The following is a 24641-nucleotide window of genomic DNA, read 5'->3' on the forward strand; positions in this document are numbered from 1 at the left end:
GGGCGGGCGAGGGGCGCCCTACCGGGTCCGGAAGCCGTCGCCCCGGCCGCGCGCCGCGAACAGCTCCGCCTGCCGGGCGGGGTCCGCGTTGCCCAGGGCGATGAGGTGCGGGGCGTGCGCCATGGCCTGGCTCCGCGCGGCCTCCTTGGCGGACCACACGGCACGTACCGTGCCCTGCACGGCCGCCGTCGGGAAGGCGGCGATCGTGGCGGCGGCCCGCACCGCCGCGGCCACCACCTCGGGGCCCGGCACCACCTCCGACACGAGCCCGATCTCGTACGCCCGCCGCGCGGACACCCGTTCCGCCGTCCCCATCAGGGACATCCGCGCCACCTCCCCGAACGGCATCCGCTGCGCCATCGCGATGGCCTCGTACGCGCTGACCATCCCGTACGTCGTGTGCGGGTCGAAGAACGTGGCGTGCTCCGCCGCGACCACGAACTCGCACTCGCCGATGAGGTAGAAGGCGCCGCCGCACGCCATGCCGTTGACGGCGGCGAGCACCGGTTTCCACAGGTCGTTGGCCTTCGGCCCGACGGTGAGGAGGGGGTCCTCGATCGAGTACGGGGACGACGGCTGCGGGACCTCGGCGGTGCGGTCCACGCCGGTGCAGAAGGCCCGCTCACCGGCGCCGGTGAGGACGATCGCCCGGATCGCGTCGTCGCCCCGGAACTCCCGCCACTGCCGGGCGAGTTCGGCCGCCGTCTCCGGAGACAGCGCGTTGTGGCGGGCCGGGCGGTCCAGGGTCACCACGGCGACCCCGGTCTTCTCGTCCCGGTCCACCCGCAGGCCGGTCGGCTCCGGGGGTGTCATGAGCGCTCCAGTACCCACTGCGGCAGCACGAGGCCGCCGCGCTCGGCGAAGACCACCTGGACGCGGGCGCCGATGCGCAGGCGTTCCGGTGGGACGGAGTTCGGGGGTGCGCCCGCCTTGGTGACCAGGTTGCCGACCAGGCGGATCCTGGGGGCGTCGGTCAGTTCCACGAGGATCGCGTTGTACGGGGAGAGGGCGGCGTAGGCCGGGAGGAGCGGGGGGTGCGGGATGACGTAGGACCAGATCCTGCCCTTGCCGCTCATGCGGCGCCACGTGGTGTCGAAGGACCCGCAGTGCGGGCAGCAGGGGCGTGGGGGGAAGCGGAGCTCGCCGCAGGCGTCTTGCGCGCAGGCCTGGACGCGGAGTTCGCCTCGGGCGGCGTAGTCCCAGAAGGGGGCGCCGTCGTCGTCGGCGACCGGGGTCAGGAGGGGTTCCGTCTTCGCTTCTGCCATGGTGCTCGCCTCTTTCGCGTGCGGGTTCGTCGTGGCTGGTCGCGCAGTTCCCCGCGCCCCTGGAACAACCTGGGTGCCTCAACGCCTCAGCAGTACTGCCGAAGTCGGTACGCCCTCGCCCGCCGTCACCAGGCAGGTGGACGCCTCCGGCACCTGGGCGGTGCTCGTGCCCCGCAACTGTCTGACGCCCTCGGTGATGAGGTTGAAGCCGTGGACGTAGGCCTCGCTGAGGCCGCCGCCTGCGGTGTTGAGGGGGAGGCGGCCGCCGATCTCCAGCGCCCCGCCCTCCGTGAACGCGCCGCCCTCGCCCCGGCCGCAGAAGCCGTAGCCCTCCAGGGAAAGGGGGATCAGCGGGGTGAACGCGTCGTAGATCTGGGCCACGTCGACGTCGTGGGGGCCGAAGTCCGCCTGCTTCCAGAGCTGGCGGGCGGCCGTCCAGGCGGGCCCGGACAGCGGGTCGTCGTTCCAGTAGTTGACCATGCCGTGGTGCTGGGCGGGCAGCCCCTGCGCGGCGGAGTGCACGTACACCGGCCGGTGGCGGCAGTCCCGCGCCCGCTCCGCCGACACCAGGACGCAGGCCAACGCCCCGTCCGTCTCGAGGCAGTTGTCGAAGAGGCAGAGCGGTTCGCTGATCCAGCGGGACGTCATATACATGTCCCGGGTCAGCGGGCGTTCGTACATCATCGCGGCCGGGTTCTGGTTGGCGCGGTTGCGGCAGGCGAGGGCGACGTTGAAGAGGTGGTCGCGGGTCGCGCCGTACTCGTGCAGATAGCGGCGCGTCAGCATCGCGATCTCGTCGGCGGGCCGCAGCAGGCCGAAGGGGCGCGTCCACTGGGCGGGGGTGGGGAGTTGGGCGGTGGTGTTCCGCCACGGGCGTGGTCCGCTGCCGCGTTTGCGGGAGCGCCAGGCGACGCCCACGCTCGCCTGTCCGGTGGCGATGGCGGACGCCAGGTGCGCGACCGTGGCGCAGGAACCGCCGCCGCCGTACCCGACCTTGCTGAAGAAGGTGACGTCCCCCGCGCCGATCGCCTTGGCGACCTCGACCTCGTCGGTCTCCTCCATGGTGTACGAGGCGAACGCGTCCACCTCGGCCGGTGCGATCCCCGCGTCGTCGAGCGCGGCGAGGACGGCCCGGCAGGCCAACGCCTTCTCGCTCTCGGGGAGTTGTCTGGCGAAGGGGGTCTGTCCGATCCCGGCTATCGCTGTGGCGTCCTTGAGTGAGGCCATGGCTTGCACACCTCCGCGCGCGTCGTGGCGAGCCCTCGCTGCTGACAGCGCGCCAGGCTACCGCTAATCTGACGGATAGTCAGCTACTGGGCGACGGCGGGAGGGGCGGCCATGCGCGGCGACCTGGAGTGGGGCAGCGTGCCGGGCCTGGTCCGGGCGGCGGCCGAGCGGTACGCGGACCGGGAGGCGGTCGTCGACGGCCGCACCCGGGTCACGTACCGGGAACTCGGCGAACGCGTCGAACGGGCCACCGCCGCCTGTATGGCGAGCGGCGTCGAACCCGGCGACCGGGTCGCCGTCTGGGCCCCGAACACCCTCGACTGGATCGTCTCCGCCCTCGGCGCGGTCGGCGCGGGCGCGGTCCTCGTCCCCCTCAACACCCGCTTCAAGGGCACCGAGGCGGCGTACGTCCTCGCACGCTCGCGGGCCCGGCTGCTCTTCGTCACCGGTACGTTCCTGGGGACTTCGTACGTGGCGTCGCTGCGGCGGGCGGCGGCCGACGGCCCGGGCCCCGGCCCCCTCCCCGGCCTTCCCGATCTGGAACAGGTGGTCGTCCTCGCCGACGACGCCCCCGAGGACTTCCGCACCTGGAAGGACTTCCTGGCGAGCGGCGACCCGGTCACCGCCGACGCCGTCCGGGCGCGGGCCGCGGCCGTCTCCGGGGACCGGCCCTCCGACATCATCTTCACGTCCGGCACCACCGGCCGCCCCAAGGGCGCCGTCATCACCCACGCCCAGACCCTGCGCTGCTACGCGATCTGGAGCGATCTGGCAGGCCTCCGCGAGGGCGACCGCTACCTCGTCGTGAACCCGTTCTTCCACACCTTCGGCTACAAGGCCGGGATCATCGCCTGCCTCATGCGCGGCGCCACGATGATCCCCCAGCCGGTCTTCAACGTCGACACGGTCCTCGCGAACATCGCCGCCGAACGCGTCTCCGTCCTCCCCGGGCCGCCCACCCTCCACCAGTCCCTCCTCGACCACCCCGCCCGCGACGCCCACGACCTCTCGGCCCTGCGGCTCGTCGTGACCGGCGCGGCGGTGGTCCCCCTGCGCCTCGTCGAACGCCTGCGCACGGAACTGCGCATCGCCACCGTCCTGACGGCGTACGGCCTCTCCGAGGCGAGCGGCATCGTGACCATGTGCCGCCGGGGCGACCCGGCGGAGGTCATCGCGTCGACGTCGGGCCGGGCGATCCCGGACACGGAGGTGAAGGTGGTGTCGCCCGCCGGTGACCCGCTGCCCCCCGACACCCCCGGCGAAGTCCTCGTCCGCGGCCACAACGTCATGAGCGGCTACTTCGAAGACCCCGCCGGGACCCGCAAGGTCCGCACCTCCGACGGCTGGCTCCGCACCGGTGACGTCGGCGTCCTGGACGCGGCCGGGAACCTCCGCATCACCGACCGGATCAAGGACATGTTCATCGTCGGCGGCTTCAACGCCTACCCCGCCGAGATCGAACAGCTCCTCGGCACCCACCCCGACATCGCCGACGCCGCCGTCATCGGCATCCCCGACGCCCGCCTCGGCGAGGTCGGCAAGGCCTACGTGGTGCGGCGCCGGGGGTCGACCCTCACGTCGGACGACGTGATCGCCTGGGCGCGGCGCGAGATGGCCAATTACAAGGTGCCGCGGGAGGTGGAGTTCGTACGGGAGTTGCCGCGGAACGCGAGCGGGAAGGTGCTGAAGGGGGAGCTGCGCGGGCGGCCCTGAGCGGGCCGGTCGGCCGGGGTGCCCGGGCCTGTGCCTGGTCGTGTGCCCGGTCGTGCGTCCGGGCGCCGCGGTCACGCCGTCGCGGCGCGCTCTCCCGTACTGCGCTCCACGCAGAACTCGTTGCCCTCGATGTCGGCGAGGGTCACCCAGCCGCGGCCGTCCGGCAGCCGGTGGTCCGCCACGAGGGTCGCGCCCAGCGCGACGACCCGCTCGACCTCCTCGTCCCGGGTCCGGTCCTGCGGCTGCAGATCGAAGTGCACGCGGTTCTTCACGGCCTTCTTGTCCGGCACGGTCACGAACAGCAGCGTCGGCCCGCCGGGCGTGGTCACCAGCGCCTCCGGGTCCCCCGGGAAGTCGTCGTCGGCGAGCGCGCCCTCCAGGACCTGGGCCCAGAAGGACCCGAGCTTGTGGGCGTCGGAACAGTCGAAGGTGATGTGGCGCACGATGGTTGTCATGCGCGCACTATCGGGCAGGGAGGTGGCCCGGGTCCACCGAATTGCGCCCGGGCGGGTGGGTCCCCGCCCCCGCGGCAGGCCGGGGCCGAGCGGCGGCTCGGCCCCGGATGATCAGTGCTGCGGAGCTGTCGGCTGGTGGCCGTCACCGGGAGGTGCCGGCTGGTGGCCGTCGCCGAACAGCGTCGGCTGGTGGCCGTCACCGGGCGGGGAGGGCTGGTGGCCGTCCCCGAGCGGGCTGACCGGAATGTGGCTGTCACCGGCCGGAGCCGGGGAGTGGCTGTCGGCGAGTGCCGGGGCGGCTGCCCCAGCGGTCGCCGCGGCCATCACGGCCAGGGTTACGAGAGCTTTTTTGGTTCGAGTCATTCCAACTCCTTGGAGGGGGCCGGCATTCAACTGTCGACTCTAGCCGCATTTCGCACGTTATGTTCGAACAAGTCCCGCTGAAATTCGGCAAGTTGGCCGAAAGGCCCTGCTCCGGATATGCCTCGGCCGCGGCGGCTCCCCCTCCGCGCCGCCGCGGCCGATCCCCGTCGGAATGGCAGTAGTTGTCAGACGCCCCGCTGCGGCGGAGCCGGCGTGTGGCCGTCGCCCAGCGCCACCGTCTTGTCCTTCTTCGGCGGGACGGGCGTGTGGCCGTCGCCCAGCGTGGTGGGCTCGTCCACCGGCGGGGCCGGCGTGTGACCGTCGCCCTTGGGCGCCTTCTTGGGCTGTGCGGTGTCGCTCATGACCGGGACTCCTAGGTATCAGTGCTGTGATCGGGAGCAAGGCCCGCTCGGCAACTCCCCCGAGGGTCGCCGAGCGGGCGCATCACGGCCGCTCACGATATCCGCGGGGCCCGCGCGACCCGTCTGCCCCCCGACGCGACGGATCGACTCCATGAGAGTGACACGCGCTCATAAACGTTCGATGAACGCCCTCGGTGGACGCTCAGGCGGCGGTGAGCGGACCGAGGAGCTTTCGCACGTGAGCGGCCTCCGGAGCCCCTGCTGCCTCGTGGATGGCCTGCGCCTTGTGCCAGCACGCCCGGGCCCGGTCCAGCTGCCCGAGGGCGTCGAGGGCCTCGCCGAGCACCGTCAGGATGTTGGCCTTCATCCAGTCGCCGCCGATGAAGCCGGTGGCCAGCGCCTGCTCGGCATGACGGGCGGCGGCGGCCGGCCGCCGGGCGGCCAGGTGCACCTCGGAGATACGGTACTGCGTGGCCCCTTCCCACAGGCGCTGGCGGTTGTCCGCGAACACCTTGTGCGCGGCGGTCAGCTGCGTCAGTGCCTCGTCGTGACGGCCCGCCTGGCCGAGAACGACGCCGAAGGTGTACTGGGCGTTGGCGAGCCGGAACGTGAGCCCCAGCTCGTCGTACAGGGTCATGCCCCGCTGCGACAGCTCGATCGCCTGCGAAGTCCGTCCCAGGTCCATGAGGGCGCGCGCGAGATTGCACAGGGCGCTGGCCTCGCCGGATCGATTGCCGTCCGCTTGGAACGCCTTGATGGCCCGGCGGAGGTAGATCTCGCTCGCCGCGGGCTCGTTGATGCAGTTGCTGATGATCCCCTGCTCGTTCGGCGCGTTCCCGCCGGCCCAGGGGTCACCGGAGGTGAGCGCCAGTGCTGCGGCGCGCTCCAGTTCGCCTGCCGCCACGCGGAAGTGGCCCACCTTGCTGAGGACTTGCGCGAGACTCACCCGCGCGCGGCCCTCCGCCCAGGCGTCCCCGCAGTCCGCCGCGGCGTCGCGGGCCGCGATCGCCGCGGACTCGTACCGCAGTGAACTCGCACCCGATTCCGCCAGGTCCTTGGCGGCCAGGAGCAGGTCCACGGCCCGGCGCAGCGAGCCCGGAGTCAGGGACTGCTGTACGCAGGCCAGGATGCACGCGGCCTCCGCGTGCAGCCAGTCCAGCGCCGTGGACTCGCCGGTGAAGTCGAGACCGGTCCTGCCCGTCACCTCCAGGTGATCCACCGTCCTGTCCCCAGGGCGCTCGATCGCGTACACCCGCGCCGCCGAGGCCAGATAGAAGTCCAGCAACCGCGACAGCGCCGCGTCCCGCTCGCTCGGCGGCAGTTCGTCCCGTTCCGCGCACGCGCGGGCGTAGAGCCGTACGAGGTCGTGGTAGCGGTAGCGGCCGGGTGCGGCGGATTCCAGGAGGGACGTGTCGACCAGGGACTCCAGGAGGTCCTCCGCGTCCTCGACCGGGAGGTCGAGCATCGCGGCGGCGGCCGCCAGGGAGATGTCGGGGCCGTCGGCGAGGCCGAGGAGGCGGAAGGCGCGGGACTGGGCGGGCTCCAGCTGGCCGTAGCCCAGCTCGAACGTGGCCTCGACCGCGAGGTCGCCCGCCTGCAGCTCGTCGAGGCGCCGCCGCTCGTCGGCGAGCTTGGCGGCGAGCGTGGCGACGGTCCAGGTGCGGCGCGCGGCGAGCCGCGACGCCGCGATGCGGATCGCGAGCGGCAGGAAGCCGCACGCGGCCACCACGTCGAGCGCGGCCTCCCGCTCGGACGCCACCCGCTCCTCGCCGATGATCTTCGTGAAGAGCTGCAGGGCCTCGTCGGGCGACATGACGTCCAGGTCGACGAGGTGTGCCCCGGCGAGGTCCACCATCCGCATCCGGCTGGTGACGAGCGCGGCGCACCCTTCCATGCCGGGCAGCAGCGGCCGCACCTGCGCGGCGTCGCGGGCGTTGTCGAGCAGGACGAGGACGCGGCGGCCGTCGAGGACGGAGCGGAACAGGGCGGCCCGCTCCTCCAGGGAGTCCGGGATGTCGTCGTCCGCCGTACCGAGGCCGCGCAGGAAGGCGCCGAGGACCGTCTCGGGCTCGGCGGCCCGCGGTCCTGCGCCCTGGAGGTCGACGTACAACTGCCCGTCGGGGAAGTGCGCGCGCGCGGCGTGGGCGACGTGCACCGCGAGCGTGGTCTTGCCCACGCCGCCGATCCCGGCGAGCGCGGACACGGCCATGACGCGCCCCTCCGCCGTCGACAGGATGTCGCTGAGCTCCTTCACGAACGACACCCGGCCGGTGAAGTCCTGGACGGTGGCGGGGAGCTGGGCGGGGCGGACGACGCCGGCCGAGGGTTCCGCCGCGGGGGCGGAGGGCTCGGCGAGGGCCGGGTCGGCCTGGAGGATGCGTTGCTGGAGTTCCTGGAGGCCGGGGCGCGGGTCGACGCCGAGTTCGTCGGCGAGGAGGCGGCGGGTGTCGGCGTACACGGCGAGGGCCTCGGCCTGGCGGCCGGAGCGGTAGAGGGCGAGCATGAGGAGCTCGCGCAGCCGCTCCCGCAGGGGGTGCGCGGCGGTGAGGGCGGTCAGCTCGGAGACGGACTCGGCGTGGCGGCCCTGTTCCAGGTCCATGTCGAGGCGGGCCTCCAGGAGTTGGAGGCGCCATTCGTCCAGGCGGGTGCGCTGGGCGTCGGCGTAGGGGCCGGGGACGTTGGCGAGGGGTTCGCCGTCCCACAGGGCCAGCGCCTGCTTGACCAGGGAGCGGGCCTGGTGCAGGTCGCCGAGCCCGCGGGCCTGCTCGGCCGCCGACCAGAGCTGCTCGGCCTCGGCGAGGTCGAGGACGCCGTCGGCGGCGCGGACGGCGTAGCCGCCGGACTCGCTGACGAGGGCGCCGGGCGGGAGCACCTTGCGCAGCCGCGAGGCGTACGTACGGATCGCGGCGAGCGCCTGCGAGGGCGGGTCCTCGCCCCAGATGGCGTCGATGAGTTCGGAGGCGGTGGCGGTGCGGCCGTCGCGGAGCAGCAGGGCGGCGAGCAGGGCGCGCTGCTGGGGGGAGCCGGTGGGCAGGGGTTCCCCGTCGAGCCAGGCGCGCACGGGCCCGAGCACGCTGAAGCGGGCCGACGGCCGGGCGCCGGGCTCGGCCGCGGGAACGCCCGCCCCGTCCGCCGACGCGGCCCCACCGGCCGCCGCCGCTTCCTCGGCCCGCGACGCCCGCACCGTTGTCCCAGGGTCGCTTGCCGCCGCCGAACGCCGCTGCTCCGGCACTCGCGGTAGTCCGTCCATCGCTCCCCCTGCTGCCCTGCCGTACGCAGTTGCTGAAGTCTTCTCAAATACGCCCAACTGTGCCCGGCTGTGCCTGGTTTGTGCCCACTTCGGGCCTGCCCTGCCCGCGCGGCTTACTGCGGTGCACAGGTTGCCTTGTCCGGAGCGGATGCGTCAGCCGTGGGAGACGGCTCTCACAGGGTTCCCGCACCAGTGACTGAATCCGGACAACTGACGGATCGTCAGATGCGCGCTACCGTGAGCCTCATGGAGACCAGGGAGAGCACTCAGGAGGCCGCCCCCGCCGCGTCGCCGTTCCCGAGGATCATCTCGGTGGACGACCACACGGTGGAGCCCCCGCACGTCTGGCGGGACCGGCTGCCGGCGAAGTACCAGGACCGGGGCCCGCGCATCGTCCGCGCCCCACTCAGGGAAATGACCTTTTTGGGCGGTAAGTTCGCCCCTGTGATGGGGGAGAAAGGGGACGAAGGGCCCATAGGGGACTGGTGGGTGTACGAGGAGCTGCACCGCCCGCTGACCCGGCTCGACACGGCCGTCGGCTACGACCGCGACGAGATCAAGCTCGAAGTGATCACGTACGAGCAGATGCGGCGCGGCTCGTTCAGCGTGCCCGACCGCCTCGCCGACATGGACGTCAACCACGTCCAGTCCGCCCTGTGCTTCCCCACCTTCCCGCGCTTCTGCGGCCAGACGTTCACCGAGGCGCCCGACCGTGACCTGGGGCTTCTCTGCGTACAGGCGTACAACGACTGGATGGTGGACGAGTGGTGCGGCCCCGCCGCGCAAGGTCGGCTGATACCGCTCACCCTCATCCCGCTCTGGGACGCCGAACTGGCGGCCGCCGAGGTGCGGCGCAACGCGGCGCGCGGGGTGCGGGCCGTCGCCTTCTCGGAAATCCCGCCACATCTCGGACTTCCGTCGATCCACACGGACTACTGGGACCCGTTCCTCGCCGCCTGCGACGAGACCGGCACGGTGGTGGCGATGCACATCGGCTCGTCCAGCAAGATGCCGTCGACGTCCGCCGATGCACCACCCGCCGTCGGCTCCACGATCACCTTCGCCAACTGCTGCTTCTCGATGGTCGACTGGCTGATGAGCGGCAAGTTCGAGCGCTTCCCCCACGTGCGCGTGATGTACGCCGAGGGGCAGATCGGCTGGATCCCGTACATTCTGGAACGCGCCGACGTGGTGTGGGAGGAGAACCGGGGCTGGGGAGGCGTCGCCGACAAGGTGCACCGCCCGCCGTCCGAGCTGTTCGCCGACCACGTCTTCGGGTGCTTCTTCGACGACGCGTTCGGCCTCCGCAACCTCGACGCGATCGGCGTCGGCAACGTCCTGTACGAGACCGACTACCCCCACTCCGACTCCACCTGGCCCAAATCCCGCCAAGTCGGCGAGGAGCAGATGGGGCACCTGGCACCGGACGTGGTCGACCGGATCGTCCGCGGCAACGCCATCGACCTCCTCGGCCTGACGAAGGACGGCCTGTGGCCGGGGCCGGGGGCGTGAGCGCCATGGCGGAGCAGTTCCCGGCGGGGCGGCTCGCGTACGGGATGCAGCTTCCGGTGCAGTCGCAGAGTGCGCTGTTCGCCGAGGCGTGGGAGGCGGACGCGGGTCCGGAGGACCTGGTCGAGATCGCCCGCACGGCCGACCGCGCGGGCTTCGCGTACCTCGCGAGCTGCGACCACGTGGCGATCCCGCGGCGGCTCGCGGACGCGATGGGCACCGTCTGGTACGACCCCGTGGCCACCCTCGCGTACCTCGCCGGGGTCACCGAGCGCGTCCGGCTCCTGAGTCACGTCGCGATCGTCGGCCTGCGCCACCCCCTGCTGACCGCCAAGCAGTACGCCACGCTGGACCACCTCAGCGGCGGCCGGCTGATCCTCGGCGTCGGCGCGGGGCACGTGGCGGAGGAGTTCGACGTCCTCGGCGCCGACTTCGCGGGGCGCGGCCCGGTCCTCGACGAGACCGTGGACGCGCTGCGGGCCGCGCTCGGGCCCGAGGAGTTCCCTGAGCACCACGGTGAGCGGTTCGCCTTCGAGGGCCTCGGGCAGCGGCCCCGGCCCGCCCAGGAGCGGGTGCCGATCTGGGTCGGCGGCTCCTCGCCCGCCGCCGTCCGCAGGGCCGCGACCCGGGGCGACGGCTGGCTGCCGCAGGGCGACCCGCGCGACCGGCTGCCCGGCCAGATCGCCAAGCTGCGGCGGCTGCGGGCCGAGGCGGGTGTCGAGGCGCCCCTCACCATCGGGGCCATCACCGAACCGCTGTACGTGGGCGAGCCCTCCTGGCCGGTGGGGCGGCGGGCGCTCAGCGGGAAGCCCGAGGCCCTCGCGGAGTCGCTGCGCGCGTACGCGGCGATGGGCGTGCACCAGATCCAGGTCCGGTTCCGCAGCCGCGGCCGCACCGAACTCACCGACCAGATGGCGGCGTTCGGCGCGGACGTAGCTCCCCACATTGAATAGAGCGTTCGTTCTACTGAGCCGACCAGGAGGCCGCAATGGGCAAGCTGGATGGGCGCGTCGTCATCGTCACCGGTGGCGCGCGCGGGCAGGGCGAGCAGGAGGCGCGGCTGTTCGTCGCGGAGGGCGCACGGGTGGTCGTCGGGGACGTGCTCGACGAGCAGGGGGAGGCGCTCGTGAAGGAGCTGGGGCACGACAACGCGCGGTACGTGCACCTGGACGTCGGCGAGGAGGCGGACTGGGCTGCCGCCGTCGCCGGCGCGTTGGACGCCTTCGGAGCGGTCGACGGCCTGGTCAACAACGCGGGCATCCTGCGCTTCAACGAGCTGGTGAAGACCCCCCTGGAGGAGTTCGAGCGGATCGTCCGGGTCAACCAGACCGGCGTCTTCCTCGGCATCAAGGCGACCGCGCCCGAGATCGCGGCGGCGGGCGGCGGCTCCATCGTGAACACCTCCTCGTACGCGGGGATGACGGGCATGGCGTACATCGGGGCGTACAGCGCCACCAAGCACGCCATCATCGGCCTCACCCGCGTCGCCGCCCTGGAGCTGGCCAAGTGGCACATCCGCGTCAACGCGATCTGCCCCGGCGCCATCGACACCGCCATGAGCAATCCGGCGCAGCTCGACCCCGACGCGGACGTGGAGAAGGCCTCGCGGGGCCTGGACGCGCTGTACCGCAAGCTCGTGCCGCTCGGCCGGGTGGGCAGGGCGGAGGAGGTGGCGCGGCTCGCGCTGTTCCTCACCGCCGAGGCGGACTCGTCGTACATCACCGGGCAGCCGTTCGTGGTCGACGGCGGCTGGCTCGCCGGGGTCAGCGTCATCTGACGGGAAGTCAGCTCGGGCCCGGTGCGGGTCTTGACGCTCCCAGGGCGCGGTGGAACAGTCGGACCAGCGAATCTGACGGTACGTCAGAAACTGACGAGGACGGTGAACCGCCTTGGAATTCGGGCTCTTTGTACAGGGATACGTGGGCAAGCGGGCCGAGACCGACCCGCTCGCCGAGCACAAGGCGCTGATGGAGGAGACCGAGTACGTCATCGAGGCGGACAAGGCGGGCTTCAAGTACGCCTGGGCGTCCGAGCACCACTTCCTGGAGGAGTACTCGCACCTCTCCGCCAGCGACGTCTTCCTCGGCTACCTCGCCCACGCCACCGAGCGGATCCATCTCGGCTCGGGCATCTTCAACCCGCTCGCCCAGGTCAACCACCCCGTGAAGGTCGCCGAGAAGGTCGCCATGCTCGACCACCTCTCCGAAGGGCGCTTCGAGTTCGGCAGCGGGCGCGGCGCCGGATCGCACGAGATCCTCGGCTTCCTGCCGGGCATCACCGACATGAACCACACCAAGGAGATCTGGGAAGAGACCATCGCGGAGTTCCCCAAGATGTGGCTCCAGGAGGAGTACGAGGGGTTCCAGGGCAAGCACTGGCAACTGCCGCCGCGCAAGGTCTTCCCCAAGCCGTACGGGGCCTCCCACCCGGCCATGTGGTACGCCGCCGGGTCGCCGTCCTCGTACGCCATGGCCGCGAAGAAGGGGCTCGGTGTCCTTGGCTTCAGCGTGCAGAAGGTCTCCGACATGGAGTGGGTCCTGGAGCAGTACAAGACCGCCATCCGGGACGCCGAGCCCGTCGGGGACTTCGTCAACGACAACGTGATGGTGACGTCCACGGCGATCTGCGCCGAGACGCACGAGAAGGCCGTGCGGATCGCCGTCGACGGCGGGCTCAACTATCTGCAGTCGCTGGTCTTCCGCTACCACGACACCTTCCCCCGGCCCGAGGGGATTCCCGAGTGGCCCGAGGTCCTTCCCGACTACACCGAGGAGATCATCGAGCTGCTCATCGCCGAGGAGTTGATGATCTGCGGGGATCCGGACGAGGTGACCCGGCAGTGCAAGCGGTGGGAGCAGGCCGGGGCCGATCAGTTGTCGTTCGGGCTGCCCATCGGGATCTCGCCCGAGGACACGCTGACCACGATCAAGCTGATCGGTGAGCACGTCATCCCGAAGATCGACACCGATCCGGTGCACCGCACCACGCGGATGCGGCAGGCCGCCGCCGGGTGACCGCCGATCGCGCCGCGCGCTCGTCCTCGAACGCCGGACGGGCTGATTCCCACCCCACCTGGAAGGGACAGCTGGGCATGCTTGATCACCTCATCAAAGGTGCGACCGTCGTCGACGGGACGGGCACCGCCGCCCGTGTCGCCGACGTGGGGATCAGGGACGGACGCATCGCCGTCGTCGCGCCCTCCGTGACGGCGGAGGCCCGTACCCAGGAGGAGGCCCACGGCCTGATCCTCGCCCCCGGGTTCGTCGACCCGCACACCCACTACGACGCCCAGCTCTTCTGGGACCCGTACGCCACGCCGTCCCTGAACCACGGCGTGACCACCGTCGCGGGCGGGAACTGCGGGTTCACGCTCGCCCCGCTGCACCCGGACCGGCCCGAGGACGCCGACTACACGCGGCGGATGATGTCCAAGGTCGAGGGCATGTCGCTGGTGGCGCTCGAAGAGGGCGCGCCCTGGTCGTGGCACTCCTTCGGGGAGTACCTGGACGCCCTGGAGGGGCGGATCGCCGTCAACGCGGGGTTCATGGTGGGGCACTGCGCGCTGCGCCGGTACGTGATGGGGGCGGACGCGGTCGGCGGGCAACCGTCGGCCGGGCAACTGGAGCGGATGCTGGGTCTGTTCCACGAGGCCATGGACGCGGGCGCCTGGGGGCTCTCCACCACGCAGTCGTCCACGCACTCCGACGGGGACGGGCAGCCGGTGGCCTCGCGGCACGCCGGGCCCGAGGAACTGCTCGCGCTGTCGCGGGCGGTCGCCGAGCACGAGGGCACGCAGCTGGAGGCGATCGTCGCCGGGTGCCTCGACCAGTTCGACGACGCCGAGATCGATCTGTTCGTGGAGATGAGCGCGGCGGCCGGGCGCCCCCTGAACTGGAACGTCCTCACCATCGACGCCGCCGTGCCCGAGCGCGTCCCGCGCCAGTTGATCCCCAGCGAGCGCGCCCGCAAGGCGGGTGGCCGCGTCGTCGCCCTCACCATGCCGATCCTCACGCCCATGAACATGTCCCTGGGCACCTTCTGCGCGCTGAACCTGATACCCGGCTGGGGCGACGTCCTCGGCCTGCCCGTCCCCGAGCGGATCGCCAAGCTCCGCGATCCGGACGTACGCGCGGAGCTGCTGCGGCGCGCCACCAGCAAGGAGGCCGGGGTCTTCCGGCGCCTCACCCACTTCGGGCGGTACGTCATCGGCGACACGTACTCCGCCGCGAACGAGGGCCTGACCGGCCGCGTCGTCGGCGACATCGCCGCCGAACGCGGCCAGGAACCCTTCCACTGCCTCGTCGAGATCTGCGCCAACGACGAGATGCGTACGGTCCTGTGGCCCATGCCGACCGACAACGACCCGGACTCCTGGGCCCTGCGCGCCGAGACCTGGGCCCACGAGGACGTCCTGCTCGGCGGCTCCGACGCGGGCGCCCATCTGGACCGCATGTGCGGCGCCCCGTACACCACCCGCTTCCTCGGGGACTGCCTGCGCGGCCGGAAGCTGGTCGGCCTGGAGCAGGCGGTGCAGATGCTCACCGACGACCCGGCCCGGCTCTTCGGCCTGCGCGAGCGGGGACGCGTGACGGAGGGCTTCCACGCCGACCTCGTCCTCTTCGACCCCGGGCGGATCGACGCGGGCAAGGCCACCCTCGTGCACGACCTGCCCGGCGACAGCCCCCGCCTGGACTCCAAGGCCATCGGCGTGAACGCCGTGTGGGTCAACGGCGTCGAGGTCATCCGCGACGACGTGGTCACCGGGGCGGTGCCGGGGACGGTGCTGCGGTCGGGCCGCGACACCAGGACGGTGAGCACGAGGTGAGCGCCGCCTCCTCGGGGCCGTTGAGTGCTACGTCCGCAGGGCGGTCGCCTGGCTCCTCGCCGGAGCCGTCCGGCGTCCCGCAGCGGCTCCTCGTCGACGGGGAGTGGGTCGAGCCCGACGGCGGGCACTACGAGGTCATCGACCCGGCGACCGAGGGCGTCGTCGGCCTCGCCCCCGAGGCGAGCCGCGCCCAGGTGTGGCAGGCCGCGGCCGCGGCGCGCGAGGCCTTCGGAACGTGGTCGCGTACGACACCGCAGGAGCGCGCCGCCGTCCTCGACCGGACCGCCGACCTGCTGCAACGCGACTTCGCCGCCCACACCGAGCTGGCCCGTGCGGAGACCGGCGCGACCACCGCGACCGCGCGCGGCATGCAGGTCGCGGTCGCCGTGGCCCGCTTCCGCCGGTACGCGCGGGGCGCCCTCGAACCCGTCGAGACCGGCATCCCGCCCCAGATCAACGAGGCGGGCCCGCTGGGCAGGGCGGCGGCCCTCGGTGCCGTCGCCGTCCGCCGCCCCGTCGGCGTCGTCACCTGCATCACCTCCTACAACAACCCCTGGGCGAACCCGGCGGGCAAGATCGCACCGGCCCTGGCGATGGGCAACACGGTGGTGGTGAAGCCCGCGCCCCAAGACCCCCTGTCCGTCTACCGGTTGGCGGCGGCCCTGACGGAGGCGGGTGCCCCTCCTGGCGTCGTGAACGTCGTCTCCGGCGCCGCCGCCGACGTGGGCGAGGCCGCCGTCGACTCGCCCGACGTCGACATGGTCAGCTTCACCGGCTCCACGGCCATCGGGCAGCGCATCGGCGAGGTGTGCGGTCGCGGCATGAAACGCCAGCTCATGGAGTTGGGCGGCAAGGGCGCGGCGATCGTCTTCGAGGACGCCGACCTGGACGCGGCGGCGGGCGGGATCGGGACGACCTTCTCGTTCTACAGCGGGCAGATCTGTACGGCGCCCACGCGTGTCATCGTCCAACGGGCCGTGTACGAGCCGCTGTTGGAGCGGCTCGCCCGGTACGCGGGGCATCTGAAGGTGGGGGACCCGCGTGCGCGGGACACGGTGGTCGGGCCGCTCATCTCCGCCGCGCACCGTGAACGTGTCGAGTCCTATGTGGAGTTGGGGCGCAAGGAGGGCGCGCGGGTCGTGGTGGGTGGCGGCGGGCGCCCGGGGCCCGGCCTCGACAAGGGCTTCTACGTCGCCCCCACCCTGCTGGCCGACTGCGCGGCCGGGATGCGCGTGGTGCGGGAGGAGATCTTCGGGCCCGTCGTCGTGGTCGTCCCCTTCGACGGGGCGGGCGAGGCCGCCGAGGACGCCGCCGTGGCCCTCGCCGACGACAGCGACTACGGCCTGATCGACTACGTCTGGTCGGGCGACACGGCCCGCGCCTTCCGCGTCGCGTCCCGGCTGCGCGCGGGCGGCGTCGGCGTGAACACCATCGGCCGCAACATGGAGGCCCCCTTCGGCGGCTTCAAGCAGAGCGGGGTGGGGCGCGACTGCGGCTCGTACGCCCTGCACGCGTACAGCGAGACGCAGGCGGTGGTGTGGGCGGGGTGAGCGCGGGCCCCTTAAAGGGAGGGGCGAACGCCCCGTAGGGGAAGAGGAGTCGACCCGCCGATAGGCCCTCAGGGGTGCTCGGGGCGTCATCGGCTGCGTCCGGGCGGCCGCCGACCTGGCCTCCCGCCGGGCCCTGCTCCTCACCGGCCTCCCCAGGACCTTCAGCCCTAGTCCCGAGGACGCCCACCCCTTGGTCCCCTCGACCGATACGCCCTCCGCACTGCCCCAACTACCGTCCCCACCATGCACATAGCACTCATTGGAACAGGCAACGTCGGCCGCGCGCTCGCCAAGGCCTGGGCGGCGGCCGGCCACGACGTCGCCCTGGGCTCCCGCCACCCCGAGGCCAAGAAGGACCTGGCCGAGGAGCTGGGCGTGCCGGTCATCGGGATCGGGGAGGCGGCCGCGCGGGCGGAGGTCGTGGTGAACGTGACCCCGGGAGCGGAGTCGATCGCCGCCCTCCGCACCGCGGGCGCCGAGTCCCTCGCGGGCAAGCTCCTCATCGACATAGCCGTCGGCTTCACCGAGGAACCGCACGGCATGGCCCTCTCCCACCCCACGGTCTCCCTCGCGGAAGAGATCCAGTCGACGTTCCCCGAAGCCCAGGTGGTGAAGACCCTGAGCACGATGGACTCGGTGGTGATGACGTCCCCCGACAGCCTGGCGGGCCCCAGCACCGTCTTCCTCTCCGGCGACAACCCCACGGCCAAGTCCCGGACCGCCCTCCTCCTCACCGACCTCGGCTGGCCCCCCTCCTCCCACCTCGACCTCGGCCCCCTCGAAACAGCCCGGGGCCAGGAACACTTCGCCCACCTCTTCATGGGCATCGCGGTGTCCCAGGGCACGTACGGCTTCAATGTGCGGGTGGTGCCGCCGAAGGCGGAGTGAGCCACGGCCGCCGTGGGGAACGGTTGTGCCCTTGCCAGGACAAGCCCACGGCGGTCTGGGCCGCGGGCCCCTTCAGCGTCGGTCCGGCCCACTGGCCCATGCTCACGATCCGGCCGCTGGTCCTCGGCCCGCACAACGTCCCGGTGATCACCGATGTGCGGGCCGCGGCCGCGGACATTCCCCTCGCCACGCTGTCTGCGATCACGCATAGTAAGGACGCGAACGCCGATGCCATACTGAAGACGCTGGTCGCTGCCTTGAAGACGATCGACAGGGAAAACGCGGAGATCTTCTCCGAACTCACCGAACAGGGCCTGGCCAACAGCCCGGCTCTCAAGACTTGGAGGGAACTGGTGACCGTCGAGCTTTCCTTTTTCCGGTCGGAGACGTCTGAGCGGCTGCGCACTGAAGGACGCACTGAAGGACGCACTGAAGGGCGTGTGGAAGAGCGCGCCGAAGCCGTGTTGCGCGTCCTCGACCGGCGTGGCATCGAGGTGTCCGAGCGGGTACGGGAGCAGGTCGTGGAGTGTGACGATCTGGACACCCTCGGCGTCTGGTTCGATCGGTCGTTGACGGCGGCTTCCGCTGAGGAGTTGTTCGCGGAGGGGTGACCGCCCTCGGCGCTTCGGGGCGGGTCACGCCACGCGGTAGCGCAGCAGGGTCACGCCCGAGGTGAAGCGGCGGGTTTCCATCAGGTGGAGGTCTGTCTTGTGGCGGTCGAAGAGGCGGGCGCCGTGGCCCAGGACGACCGGGTAGACGAAGAGGCGGAACTCGTCGACCAGGTCCGCCTCGATCAGGGCGTGGGTCAGGCGGATGCTGCCGGTGGTGACGATGTCCTTGCCCGGCTGGGACTTGAGGGCCGTGATGTTCTCCTTCAAGTCGCCTGAGAGCACTGTGGTGTTGGCCCACTGGGGGTCCTGGAGCGTCGTCGACACCACGTACTTCTGGACCTTGTTGAGGTAGTCCGTCACGCCTGTCGTGTCGTTCGTCTGCTGCGGCCAGTAGCCGCGCATGTCCTCGAAGGTCACCCTGCCCACCAGGAAGGCGTCCGCCCGCGCCGCCTGCTCAAGGAGGGCCTCGTTCAGGTCCGACTGGTCCACGCTGTCGTCCGCCGGGGCGAACCACCCGTCCGTCGCGTCGATGACTCCGTCCAGGGTGATGTTCTGGGTGATGATCAAGTCGCGCATGGGTGGCCTCCGGCAGGACTAGCGGCGCTTGCGTTGGCGTTGTTGTCTGTAGTGACTGCTGCGGCGGCCATTACTCATCGCCGGCGCCAGCGCCGCCAGTACGTACGGTGCCGCGAACACCGCGAACGTCGTGCCGTGCGTCGTCGACGGGGCCAGGAAGCCGTACGTCGCGTACACCGCCACCGTCGTCAGCTCCGTCGCCGCGCCCGCCAGGGACGTCACGGTCGCCCGGCCCGGGCCCTTGACGCTGTCCTGGAGGCGGGCGTCGGCCAGGACCGTGGCCAGTTGGAAGCCGCAGAAGGCCAGGGCGATGAGGGCGATGCCCGCCGGGAGGGGCAGGCCCCCCGCCGGGAGTGCCGCGCCCGCCGCCAGCGCCAGGCCCGCCCCCGCCAGGAGCCCCGCGAAGCCCGCCGCGCCCACGCCCCGTACCGTCCCCGCCAGCAGGCTGCCCGCCGTCGCCCCCACCCAGACCAGGAGCAGCCACCACGGCACCTCCGCGTCCGCCGCCCCGGCCTCACGCACCAGCAGTGGCGTGTACTCGTCCAGGGCGCCCCACACGGCGGTCACCGCCGGTACGAGGAGCAGCGCGCCGCGTACCGCCCGGTCGCCCCGGGCCTCGGCGACACCGGCGCGCAGCGCGGCCCACCAGCCCTCGGCGCCACCCTCGGCCTCGGCGCCCCCCTCGGGCGAAGCGTCACCGGAACCCCCGCCCCGATGTTCCGGAAACCCCCAGCCCACCCCCGCCGTCACCACACACGCCCCCACACTCGCCGCCCCCACGAGCGCGTACCCGCCCGCCGCGAGCGCCGGGCCCGCCAGGGCCGTCGCCGCCATCACGCCCAGGAGGGCGGCTGCCCGCGCCCGGCCCATGACGTGGGCATAGCGGTCCGCGGCGCCCAGGTGCGCCAGCTCCTCGTACACCAGCGCCTCAAGCGCTCCGGAGCCGAACGCGCCCTTCGCGCCCCACAGCACGAAGCCGAGTGCGAACGTCCAGTACGAGGGGGCGAGGACCCACAGGGCGAAGCCCGTGGCGCTGAGGAGGGGGCCGGTCCACAGGAGGAGGCGGCGCGAGACCGCGTCGGCGAGGGCGCCGGAGGGGACCTCCAGCAGGATGCCGGTCACGGACCAGAGCACGAAGAGGGACGACACCTGCGCGACGGACAGCCCCGTGTCGCTGAACAGCAGCGCGTACACGGGGTAGAGCAGGACGAAGTCGTCCAGGAAGGAGTAGCCGTACAGCGTGGCCGCGAGTCGGCGGCGGGCCGTACGGCGGCCACCGCTCGTGCTGGTGCGGCGGCCGCGTGAGGTGGCGCTCGTGGATCAATGTCGTCGGCTCATGCCCCGATGGTAGGCACGCGCCCCACACCGACGGAACCCAATTACCCGGCGATGGTCCCGCTCCGGCGCCCCCCGAGGCACCCCGCCGGGCTCGGGCGCCCCGGCCGGAATCCGGCCCCGCCGGACTCGGGCGCCCCAGCCGGAATCCGAGCCCGCCGGGCTCAGGCGCCCCCGCCGGACTCAGTCGCCCCCGCCGGAACCCTTCCGCACCCCCGCCGCCCCCGCGGCCCTCAACGCCCCAGGAAAATCGGGTTCGTGAGCGCCTTCATCGGCCCCGGCAACGGCGGTGCCACCGCCGCCGCCCGCACCTCGGCCCGTACGTACGCCGCGTACGAAGCCGTCGTCCGCCACTCCGCGGACCCCACCCCCGACTCGGGAATCACCGGGCTGGTGAACAGCACGCCCTGGTCCGTGATGAACCGGATGGTGCAGCCGGGCACGCCCTTCACATCGAGCCGTACCGTCACCGGGTCGTCGGCGTCGACCCGCAGCCGCTCGCCGATGCCCGCGTGCCGCCCCTTGCCGCCCGAGGCGCCGAAGGTCAGCTCGATGCCCTTGGACTCCGTGAGGTAGGAGCGGCCCGCGCGGATGCCGTCCTGGATGGCGTCGCGGGTCAGGTCGTCGGCGAGGACGACGGTCTGGGGGCGGCCGACGGGGTCGGGGTCGCGGTGGGCGTCGCTGTTGCCCATCGCCGGGGTCCAGCGGCGGCCGCCGCGGGCGGCGGCGACGAGGGCGTTGTCCCACTCGGAGATGGCGACCTCGTCCTCGGGGGAGAACGCCCCGTTCCACACCTCGACCGCGTCGGCCTCGCCGAAGCCGAACTTCCAGTTGCAGCCGACGCAGGTGGCGTGCGGGTGGGCGGGGACGACGAGGCCGCCGGAGCGGCGGATCTGACGGGCGTAGTGGCCGAAGCGGTTGTCGCGGGCGCGGTAGCGCCAGTCGACGAAGGTGCCGGGGTCGGTGCCGAGGGCGAGGACGTGGCCGTTGCGGGTGGTGATCTCCTCGCCGAGCAGGACGAGGAGGTCGTCGCCCGCGACCTCGGACCAGTGGGCGTGCGCGGACTGGGTGTTGTGGTCGGAGGAGTTGATGAAGTCGAGCCCGGCGGCTCGGGCGAGGGCGCCGATCTCGGCGGGGGTGCGGCGGCCGTCGGAGTACCAGGTGTGCAGGTGGCAGTCGCCCCGGTACCAGGCGCGGCCGCGCCCCTTGGCGCGCTCCGGCGGGTACTTCGGCTTCGGCGTGGTGCCGGGCGCGCCGTACGTGAGGGTGATCGTCACCTCGTATGGGAGGCCCTGCGGGGCGACGGTGTAGGGCCCGAGCGCGATGTTCCAGGTCCCGGCCCATACGGGCCCCGGGAGGTAGCCGGGGGTCGCGTCGTCGGCGCGGATGAAGAACTCGGTGCGCGCCCCGCCGGACCAGCCGCGGAAGCCCTTGCCGCCGAGCGCCGTGCCGCGCTCGTCGAAGACGCCGATGTCGAGGGCGTTCCCGGCGGTCCCGGCGGGGACGGGCGGCTTCTCGTAGGTGTACGAGACGTGCAGCTGCTGGACCCCGCGCGGGATCTCGACCGGCAGGTACACGAAGTCCGGCGAGCCGGTGGGCAGCGTGCCCCTGACCGTCTTCGTCTCTTTCCCGCCGCGCCGCTCCTCGGCGGCGCCGGCGCTGCTCGCGAAGCTCACACTGCCCAACGTAAGGGCGGTGGCCGCCCCCGTCACGAGCAGCGCGCGTCTGTTCAGGTGGCTTTCGTCCTCGCACATGCTGCGGCTCCCCAGAGGTCGGTGTCGACGACACGACGACACAACGACGGCACAAGACCGTGCTCGACGGTGACTGCGTGGCACGGGTGGTGCGTGCAACTCTGGTATTGAGCCGTGAACTCCCTTGTAAGGGAAGGGGGTCGGGGGGTTGCGCACAGTCGTCGGGACGGGCTGCGGGGCGCGGGGCGGGGCGGCCGGGGGTGCCGTCGGTGCGGTGCCCGGCACGGTGGGGCGCCGGTTCCGGCCACCGGCCCCAGGGGTTGTCGGAGGTCGCTCGTATGCTCGGTGGCATGACCAACAGCGCGCCGCAGGATCCCGACCGGGCAGGGGCCCGGCCCACCGCCAACGCCATGCGGCGGGCGTTGAGGCGAGCCCGGGACGGGGTCGCGCTCGATGTGGCGGAGGCCGCTGTGCTGTTGCGGGCGCGGGGGGCGGATCTGGAGGATCTTGCCGCGTCGGCCGGGCGGGTGCGGGACGCGGGGCTCGCGGCGGAGGGCCGCGCGGGCGTCATCACGTACTCGAAGAGCGTGTTCATTCCGCTGACGCGGCTGTGCCGGGACAAGTGTCACTACTGCACGTTCGTGACCGTGCCGGGCAAGCTGCGCCGGGACGGGCACGGGATGTTCATGTCGCCGGACGAGGTCCTCGACATCGCGCGCCGGGGCGCCGCACTGGGCTGCAAGGAAGCGCTCATCACGCTCGGGGACAAGCCGGAGGACCGGTGGCCCGAGGCACGGGAGTGGCTGGAGGCGGCGGGGTACGACGACACGATCGCGTACGTGCGGGCCATCTCGATCCGGATCCTGGAGGAGACGGGGCTGCTGCCGCACCTCAACCCGGGGGTCATGAGCTGGACCGACTTCCAGCGCCTCAAGCCGGTCGCGCCCAGCATGGGGATGATGCTGGAGACCACGGCCGAGCGGCTGTGGAGCGAGCCCGGCGGGCCGCACCACGGCTCGCCCGACAAGGAACCGGCGGTGCGGCTGCGGGTCCTTGAGGACGCCGGGCGGTCGTCCGTGCCGTTCACGAGCGGGCTGCTGATCGGGATCGGGGAGACGTACGAGGAGCGGGCGGAGTCGCTGTTCGCGCTGCGGCGGGTGGCCCGGTCCTACCACGGAGTGCAGGAGCTGATCATCCAGAACTTCCGCGCGAAGCCGGATACGGCGATGCGCGGGATGCCGGACGCCGAGATGGACGATCTCGTGGCGACGGTCGCCGTGGCGCGGCACATCATGGGGCCCTCGGGGTGCCTTCAGGCTCCGCCCAATCTGGTGGACGGGGAGTACGGGCGGCTCATCCGGGCCGGGATCGACGACTGGGGCGGCGTCTCGCCGATCACCATCGACCACGTCAATCCCGAGAAGCCGTGGCCGCGGATCGAGGAGCTGGCGGCCCGGTCGGAGGCGGAGGGCTTCCGGCTCGCGGAGCGGCTGTGCGTGTATCCGGAGTTCGTACGGCGGGGTGAGCCGTGGCTCGACCCGCGGCTGCTGCCGCACGTGCGGGCCCTCGCCGACCCGGAGACGGGTCTCGCCGCGCCCGACGCGCCCGTACGCGGACTGCCCTGGCAGGAGCCCGACGAGGGGTACGTGGCCGCCTCCGGCCGCACCGACCTGCACCACACCATCGACACGACGGGCCGCACGTCCGACCGGCGCGACGACTTCGACGAGGTGTACGGCGACTGGGAGGCGCTGCGCGAGCAGGCCGCGCCCGGCATGGTGCCCTCCCGCATCGACGGCGACGTGCGCGCGGCGCTCGCGACGGCCGCCGACGACCCGACTCGCCTCACGGATGACGAGGCGCTCGCCCTGCTCCACGCCGAAGGACCCGCCCTCGACGCCCTCTGCGCGGTCGCGGACGACGTCCGCAAATCCATGGTCGGCGACGACGTCACGTACATCGTCACCAGGAACATCAACTTCACCAACGTCTGCTACACCGGCTGCCGCTTCTGCGCCTTCGCCCAGCGCCGCACCGACGCCGACGCGTACACCCTCTCCCTGGACCAGGTCGCCGACCGCGCCGCGCAGGCGTGGGACGTCGGCGCGGTCGAGGTGTGCATGCAGGGCGGCATCCACCCGGACCTGCCCGGCACGGCGTACTTCGACATCGCGAAGGCCGTGAAGGAGCGCGTGCCCGGCATGCACGTGCACGCCTTCTCGCCGATGGAGGTCGTCAACGGCGCGACGCGCACGGGCCTTTCGATACGGGAGTGGCTGACGCGGGCCAAGGAGTCCGGCCTCGACTCCATCCCCGGCACGGCCGCCGAGATCCTCGACGACGAGGTCCGCTGGATCCTCACCAAGGGCAAGCTGCCCACGGCCACCTGGAAGGAGGTCGTCTCCACCGCGCACGAGCTGGGTCTGCGCTCCTCGTCCACGATGATGTACGGCCACGTGGACCAGCCGCGCCACTGGCTCGGCCACTTCCGCACCCTGGCCGCGATGCAACAGGCCAACCTGGACAAGGGAGTCGAGGGCTTCACGGAGTTCGTGACCCTGCCCTTCATCCACACCAACGCGCCCGTCTACCTGGCCGGCATCGCCCGCCCCGGCCCCACCACCCGCGACAACCGCGCGGTGACGGCCATGGCCCGCCTCCTGCTCCACCCGCACATCCCCAACATCCAGACGAGCTGGGTGAAGCTCGGCGCGGAGGGGGCCGCCGAGATGCTGCGCTCCGGCGCGAACGACCTCGGCGGCACGTTGATGGAGGAGACCATCTCCCGGATGGCGGGGTCCAGTTACGGCTCCTACCGGTCGGTGGCCGACCTCGTCGCCATCGCGGAGGCGGCGGGGCGGCCCGCGAAGCCGCGCACCACCCTGTACGGCGAGGTCCCCGACGAACGCGTGCGGGCTGCCGCCGCGTCGGACGGCCACCTGCCGGAGCTGCTGCCGGTGCTCGACGCGTAGGCCGCCGGACGGGCTAGATGGTGTGCTGCTGCATATCCAGCCCCTC

General features: G+C 72.4%; 20 protein-coding genes. 10 read left to right on the forward strand and 10 right to left on the reverse strand.

The annotated features are described in order from the left end of the window. Positions 1 to 18: 18 nt before the first annotated feature. The 3 genes from IE274_RS14940 to IE274_RS14950 all read right to left on the reverse strand — a co-directional run bounded on the left by IE274_RS14940 (position 19) and on the right by IE274_RS14950 (position 2492). Positions 19 to 813, reverse strand: coding sequence for an enoyl-CoA hydratase/isomerase family protein (locus tag IE274_RS14940; protein ID WP_190116200.1), 795 nt, complete (start codon positions 811 to 813; stop codon positions 19 to 21). Next, on the reverse strand, positions 810 to 1265 hold the full coding sequence (locus IE274_RS14945; RefSeq protein WP_190116201.1) for a Zn-ribbon domain-containing OB-fold protein: 456 nt from the start codon (positions 1263 to 1265) through the stop codon (positions 810 to 812). Before IE274_RS14945 ends, IE274_RS14940 begins: the two co-directional genes overlap by 4 nt. Before the next feature lie 78 nt (positions 1266 to 1343). Next, entirely contained in the window at positions 1344 to 2492 is a 1149-nt protein-coding gene (locus tag IE274_RS14950; RefSeq protein ID WP_190116202.1) for a lipid-transfer protein, read from the reverse strand. 111 nt (positions 2493 to 2603) lie between these two features. On the opposite strand from IE274_RS14950, the gene IE274_RS14955 reads away from it, so the two are divergent. Beyond that, on the forward strand, positions 2604 to 4205 hold the full coding sequence (locus IE274_RS14955; protein WP_190116203.1) for a FadD3 family acyl-CoA ligase: 1602 nt from the start codon (positions 2604 to 2606) through the stop codon (positions 4203 to 4205). Positions 4206 to 4276: 71 nt separating this feature from the next. On the opposite strand, the gene IE274_RS14960 is transcribed toward IE274_RS14955, so the two are convergent. The 4 genes from IE274_RS14960 to afsR form a co-directional block, all read right to left on the reverse strand. After that, positions 4277 to 4660, reverse strand: a complete 384-nt coding sequence (locus tag IE274_RS14960; protein ID WP_190116204.1) for a VOC family protein — start codon at positions 4658 to 4660, stop codon at positions 4277 to 4279. Between the two features lie 111 nt (positions 4661 to 4771). Continuing rightward, a complete protein-coding gene (locus tag IE274_RS14965; protein WP_190116205.1) occupies positions 4772 to 5023 on the reverse strand; it encodes a hypothetical protein in 252 nt (83 codons plus the stop codon). Positions 5024 to 5208: 185 nt separating this feature from the next. Next, positions 5209 to 5385: a hypothetical protein gene (locus tag IE274_RS14970; RefSeq protein WP_190116206.1), complete on the reverse strand. Its 177-nt coding sequence runs from the start codon at positions 5383 to 5385 to the stop codon at positions 5209 to 5211. A 202-nt stretch (positions 5386 to 5587) separates the two neighbouring features. Then, positions 5588 to 8635: an SARP-family global regulator AfsR gene (gene afsR / locus IE274_RS14975; RefSeq protein WP_190116207.1), complete on the reverse strand. Its 3048-nt coding sequence runs from the start codon at positions 8633 to 8635 to the stop codon at positions 5588 to 5590. A gap of 246 nt (positions 8636 to 8881) precedes the next feature. Between afsR and IE274_RS14980 the strand changes: the two genes are divergently transcribed. From IE274_RS14980 to IE274_RS15015, 8 genes are all read left to right on the forward strand, one after another. Beyond that, on the forward strand, positions 8882 to 10147 hold the full coding sequence (locus IE274_RS14980; RefSeq protein WP_190116208.1) for an amidohydrolase family protein: 1266 nt from the start codon (positions 8882 to 8884) through the stop codon (positions 10145 to 10147). Positions 10148 to 10152: 5 nt separating this feature from the next. After that, positions 10153 to 11097, forward strand: coding sequence for an LLM class F420-dependent oxidoreductase (locus IE274_RS14985; protein ID WP_190116498.1), 945 nt, complete (start codon positions 10153 to 10155; stop codon positions 11095 to 11097). A gap of 35 nt (positions 11098 to 11132) precedes the next feature. After that, on the forward strand, positions 11133 to 11921 hold the full coding sequence (locus tag IE274_RS14990; protein WP_190116209.1) for an SDR family NAD(P)-dependent oxidoreductase: 789 nt from the start codon (positions 11133 to 11135) through the stop codon (positions 11919 to 11921). A 112-nt stretch (positions 11922 to 12033) separates the two neighbouring features. Further along, positions 12034 to 13158, forward strand: coding sequence for an LLM class flavin-dependent oxidoreductase (locus IE274_RS14995; protein WP_190116210.1), 1125 nt, complete (start codon positions 12034 to 12036; stop codon positions 13156 to 13158). A gap of 77 nt (positions 13159 to 13235) precedes the next feature. Continuing rightward, the gene (locus IE274_RS15000) at positions 13236 to 14969 is read left to right on the forward strand and encodes an N-acyl-D-amino-acid deacylase family protein (RefSeq protein ID WP_190116211.1); all 1734 of its coding nucleotides are present in this window, start codon (positions 13236 to 13238) and stop codon (positions 14967 to 14969) included. 20 nt (positions 14970 to 14989) lie between these two features. After that, entirely contained in the window at positions 14990 to 16519 is a 1530-nt protein-coding gene (locus IE274_RS15005) for an aldehyde dehydrogenase family protein (RefSeq protein WP_190116212.1), read from the forward strand. Between the two features lie 243 nt (positions 16520 to 16762). Next, complete coding sequence (locus IE274_RS15010) at positions 16763 to 17407, forward strand: NADPH-dependent F420 reductase (protein ID WP_190116213.1); 645 nt, start codon at positions 16763 to 16765, stop codon at positions 17405 to 17407. A 98-nt stretch (positions 17408 to 17505) separates the two neighbouring features. Continuing rightward, positions 17506 to 18018 (forward strand): hypothetical protein, encoded by a 513-nt coding sequence (locus IE274_RS15015; protein ID WP_190116214.1) that lies wholly within the window; start codon positions 17506 to 17508, stop codon positions 18016 to 18018. 24 nt (positions 18019 to 18042) lie between these two features. On the opposite strand, the gene IE274_RS15020 is transcribed toward IE274_RS15015, so the two are convergent. The 3 genes from IE274_RS15020 to IE274_RS15030 all read right to left on the reverse strand — a co-directional run bounded on the left by IE274_RS15020 (position 18043) and on the right by IE274_RS15030 (position 21683). Continuing rightward, the gene (locus tag IE274_RS15020; RefSeq protein WP_190116215.1) at positions 18043 to 18594 is read right to left on the reverse strand and encodes a dihydrofolate reductase family protein; all 552 of its coding nucleotides are present in this window, start codon (positions 18592 to 18594) and stop codon (positions 18043 to 18045) included. A gap of 18 nt (positions 18595 to 18612) precedes the next feature. After that, complete coding sequence (locus IE274_RS15025; RefSeq protein ID WP_190116499.1) at positions 18613 to 19833, reverse strand: MFS transporter; 1221 nt, start codon at positions 19831 to 19833, stop codon at positions 18613 to 18615. A gap of 329 nt (positions 19834 to 20162) precedes the next feature. Continuing rightward, positions 20163 to 21683: a CehA/McbA family metallohydrolase gene (locus tag IE274_RS15030; RefSeq protein WP_190116216.1), complete on the reverse strand. Its 1521-nt coding sequence runs from the start codon at positions 21681 to 21683 to the stop codon at positions 20163 to 20165. 290 nt (positions 21684 to 21973) lie between these two features. Here IE274_RS15030 and IE274_RS15035 point away from each other — a divergent pair, with 290 nt between their 5' ends. Then, positions 21974 to 24595 carry a bifunctional FO biosynthesis protein CofGH gene (locus IE274_RS15035; protein ID WP_190116217.1) on the forward strand — a complete coding sequence of 874 codons (2622 nt, stop codon included), beginning with the start codon at positions 21974 to 21976 and terminating at the stop codon, positions 24593 to 24595. Positions 24596 to 24641 lie beyond the last annotated feature (46 nt).

Origin of the sequence: Streptomyces flavofungini, from assembly GCF_014650815.1 — a bacterium.
GTDB classification, from domain to species: Bacteria; Actinomycetota; Actinomycetes; order Streptomycetales; family Streptomycetaceae; genus Streptomyces; species Streptomyces flavofungini.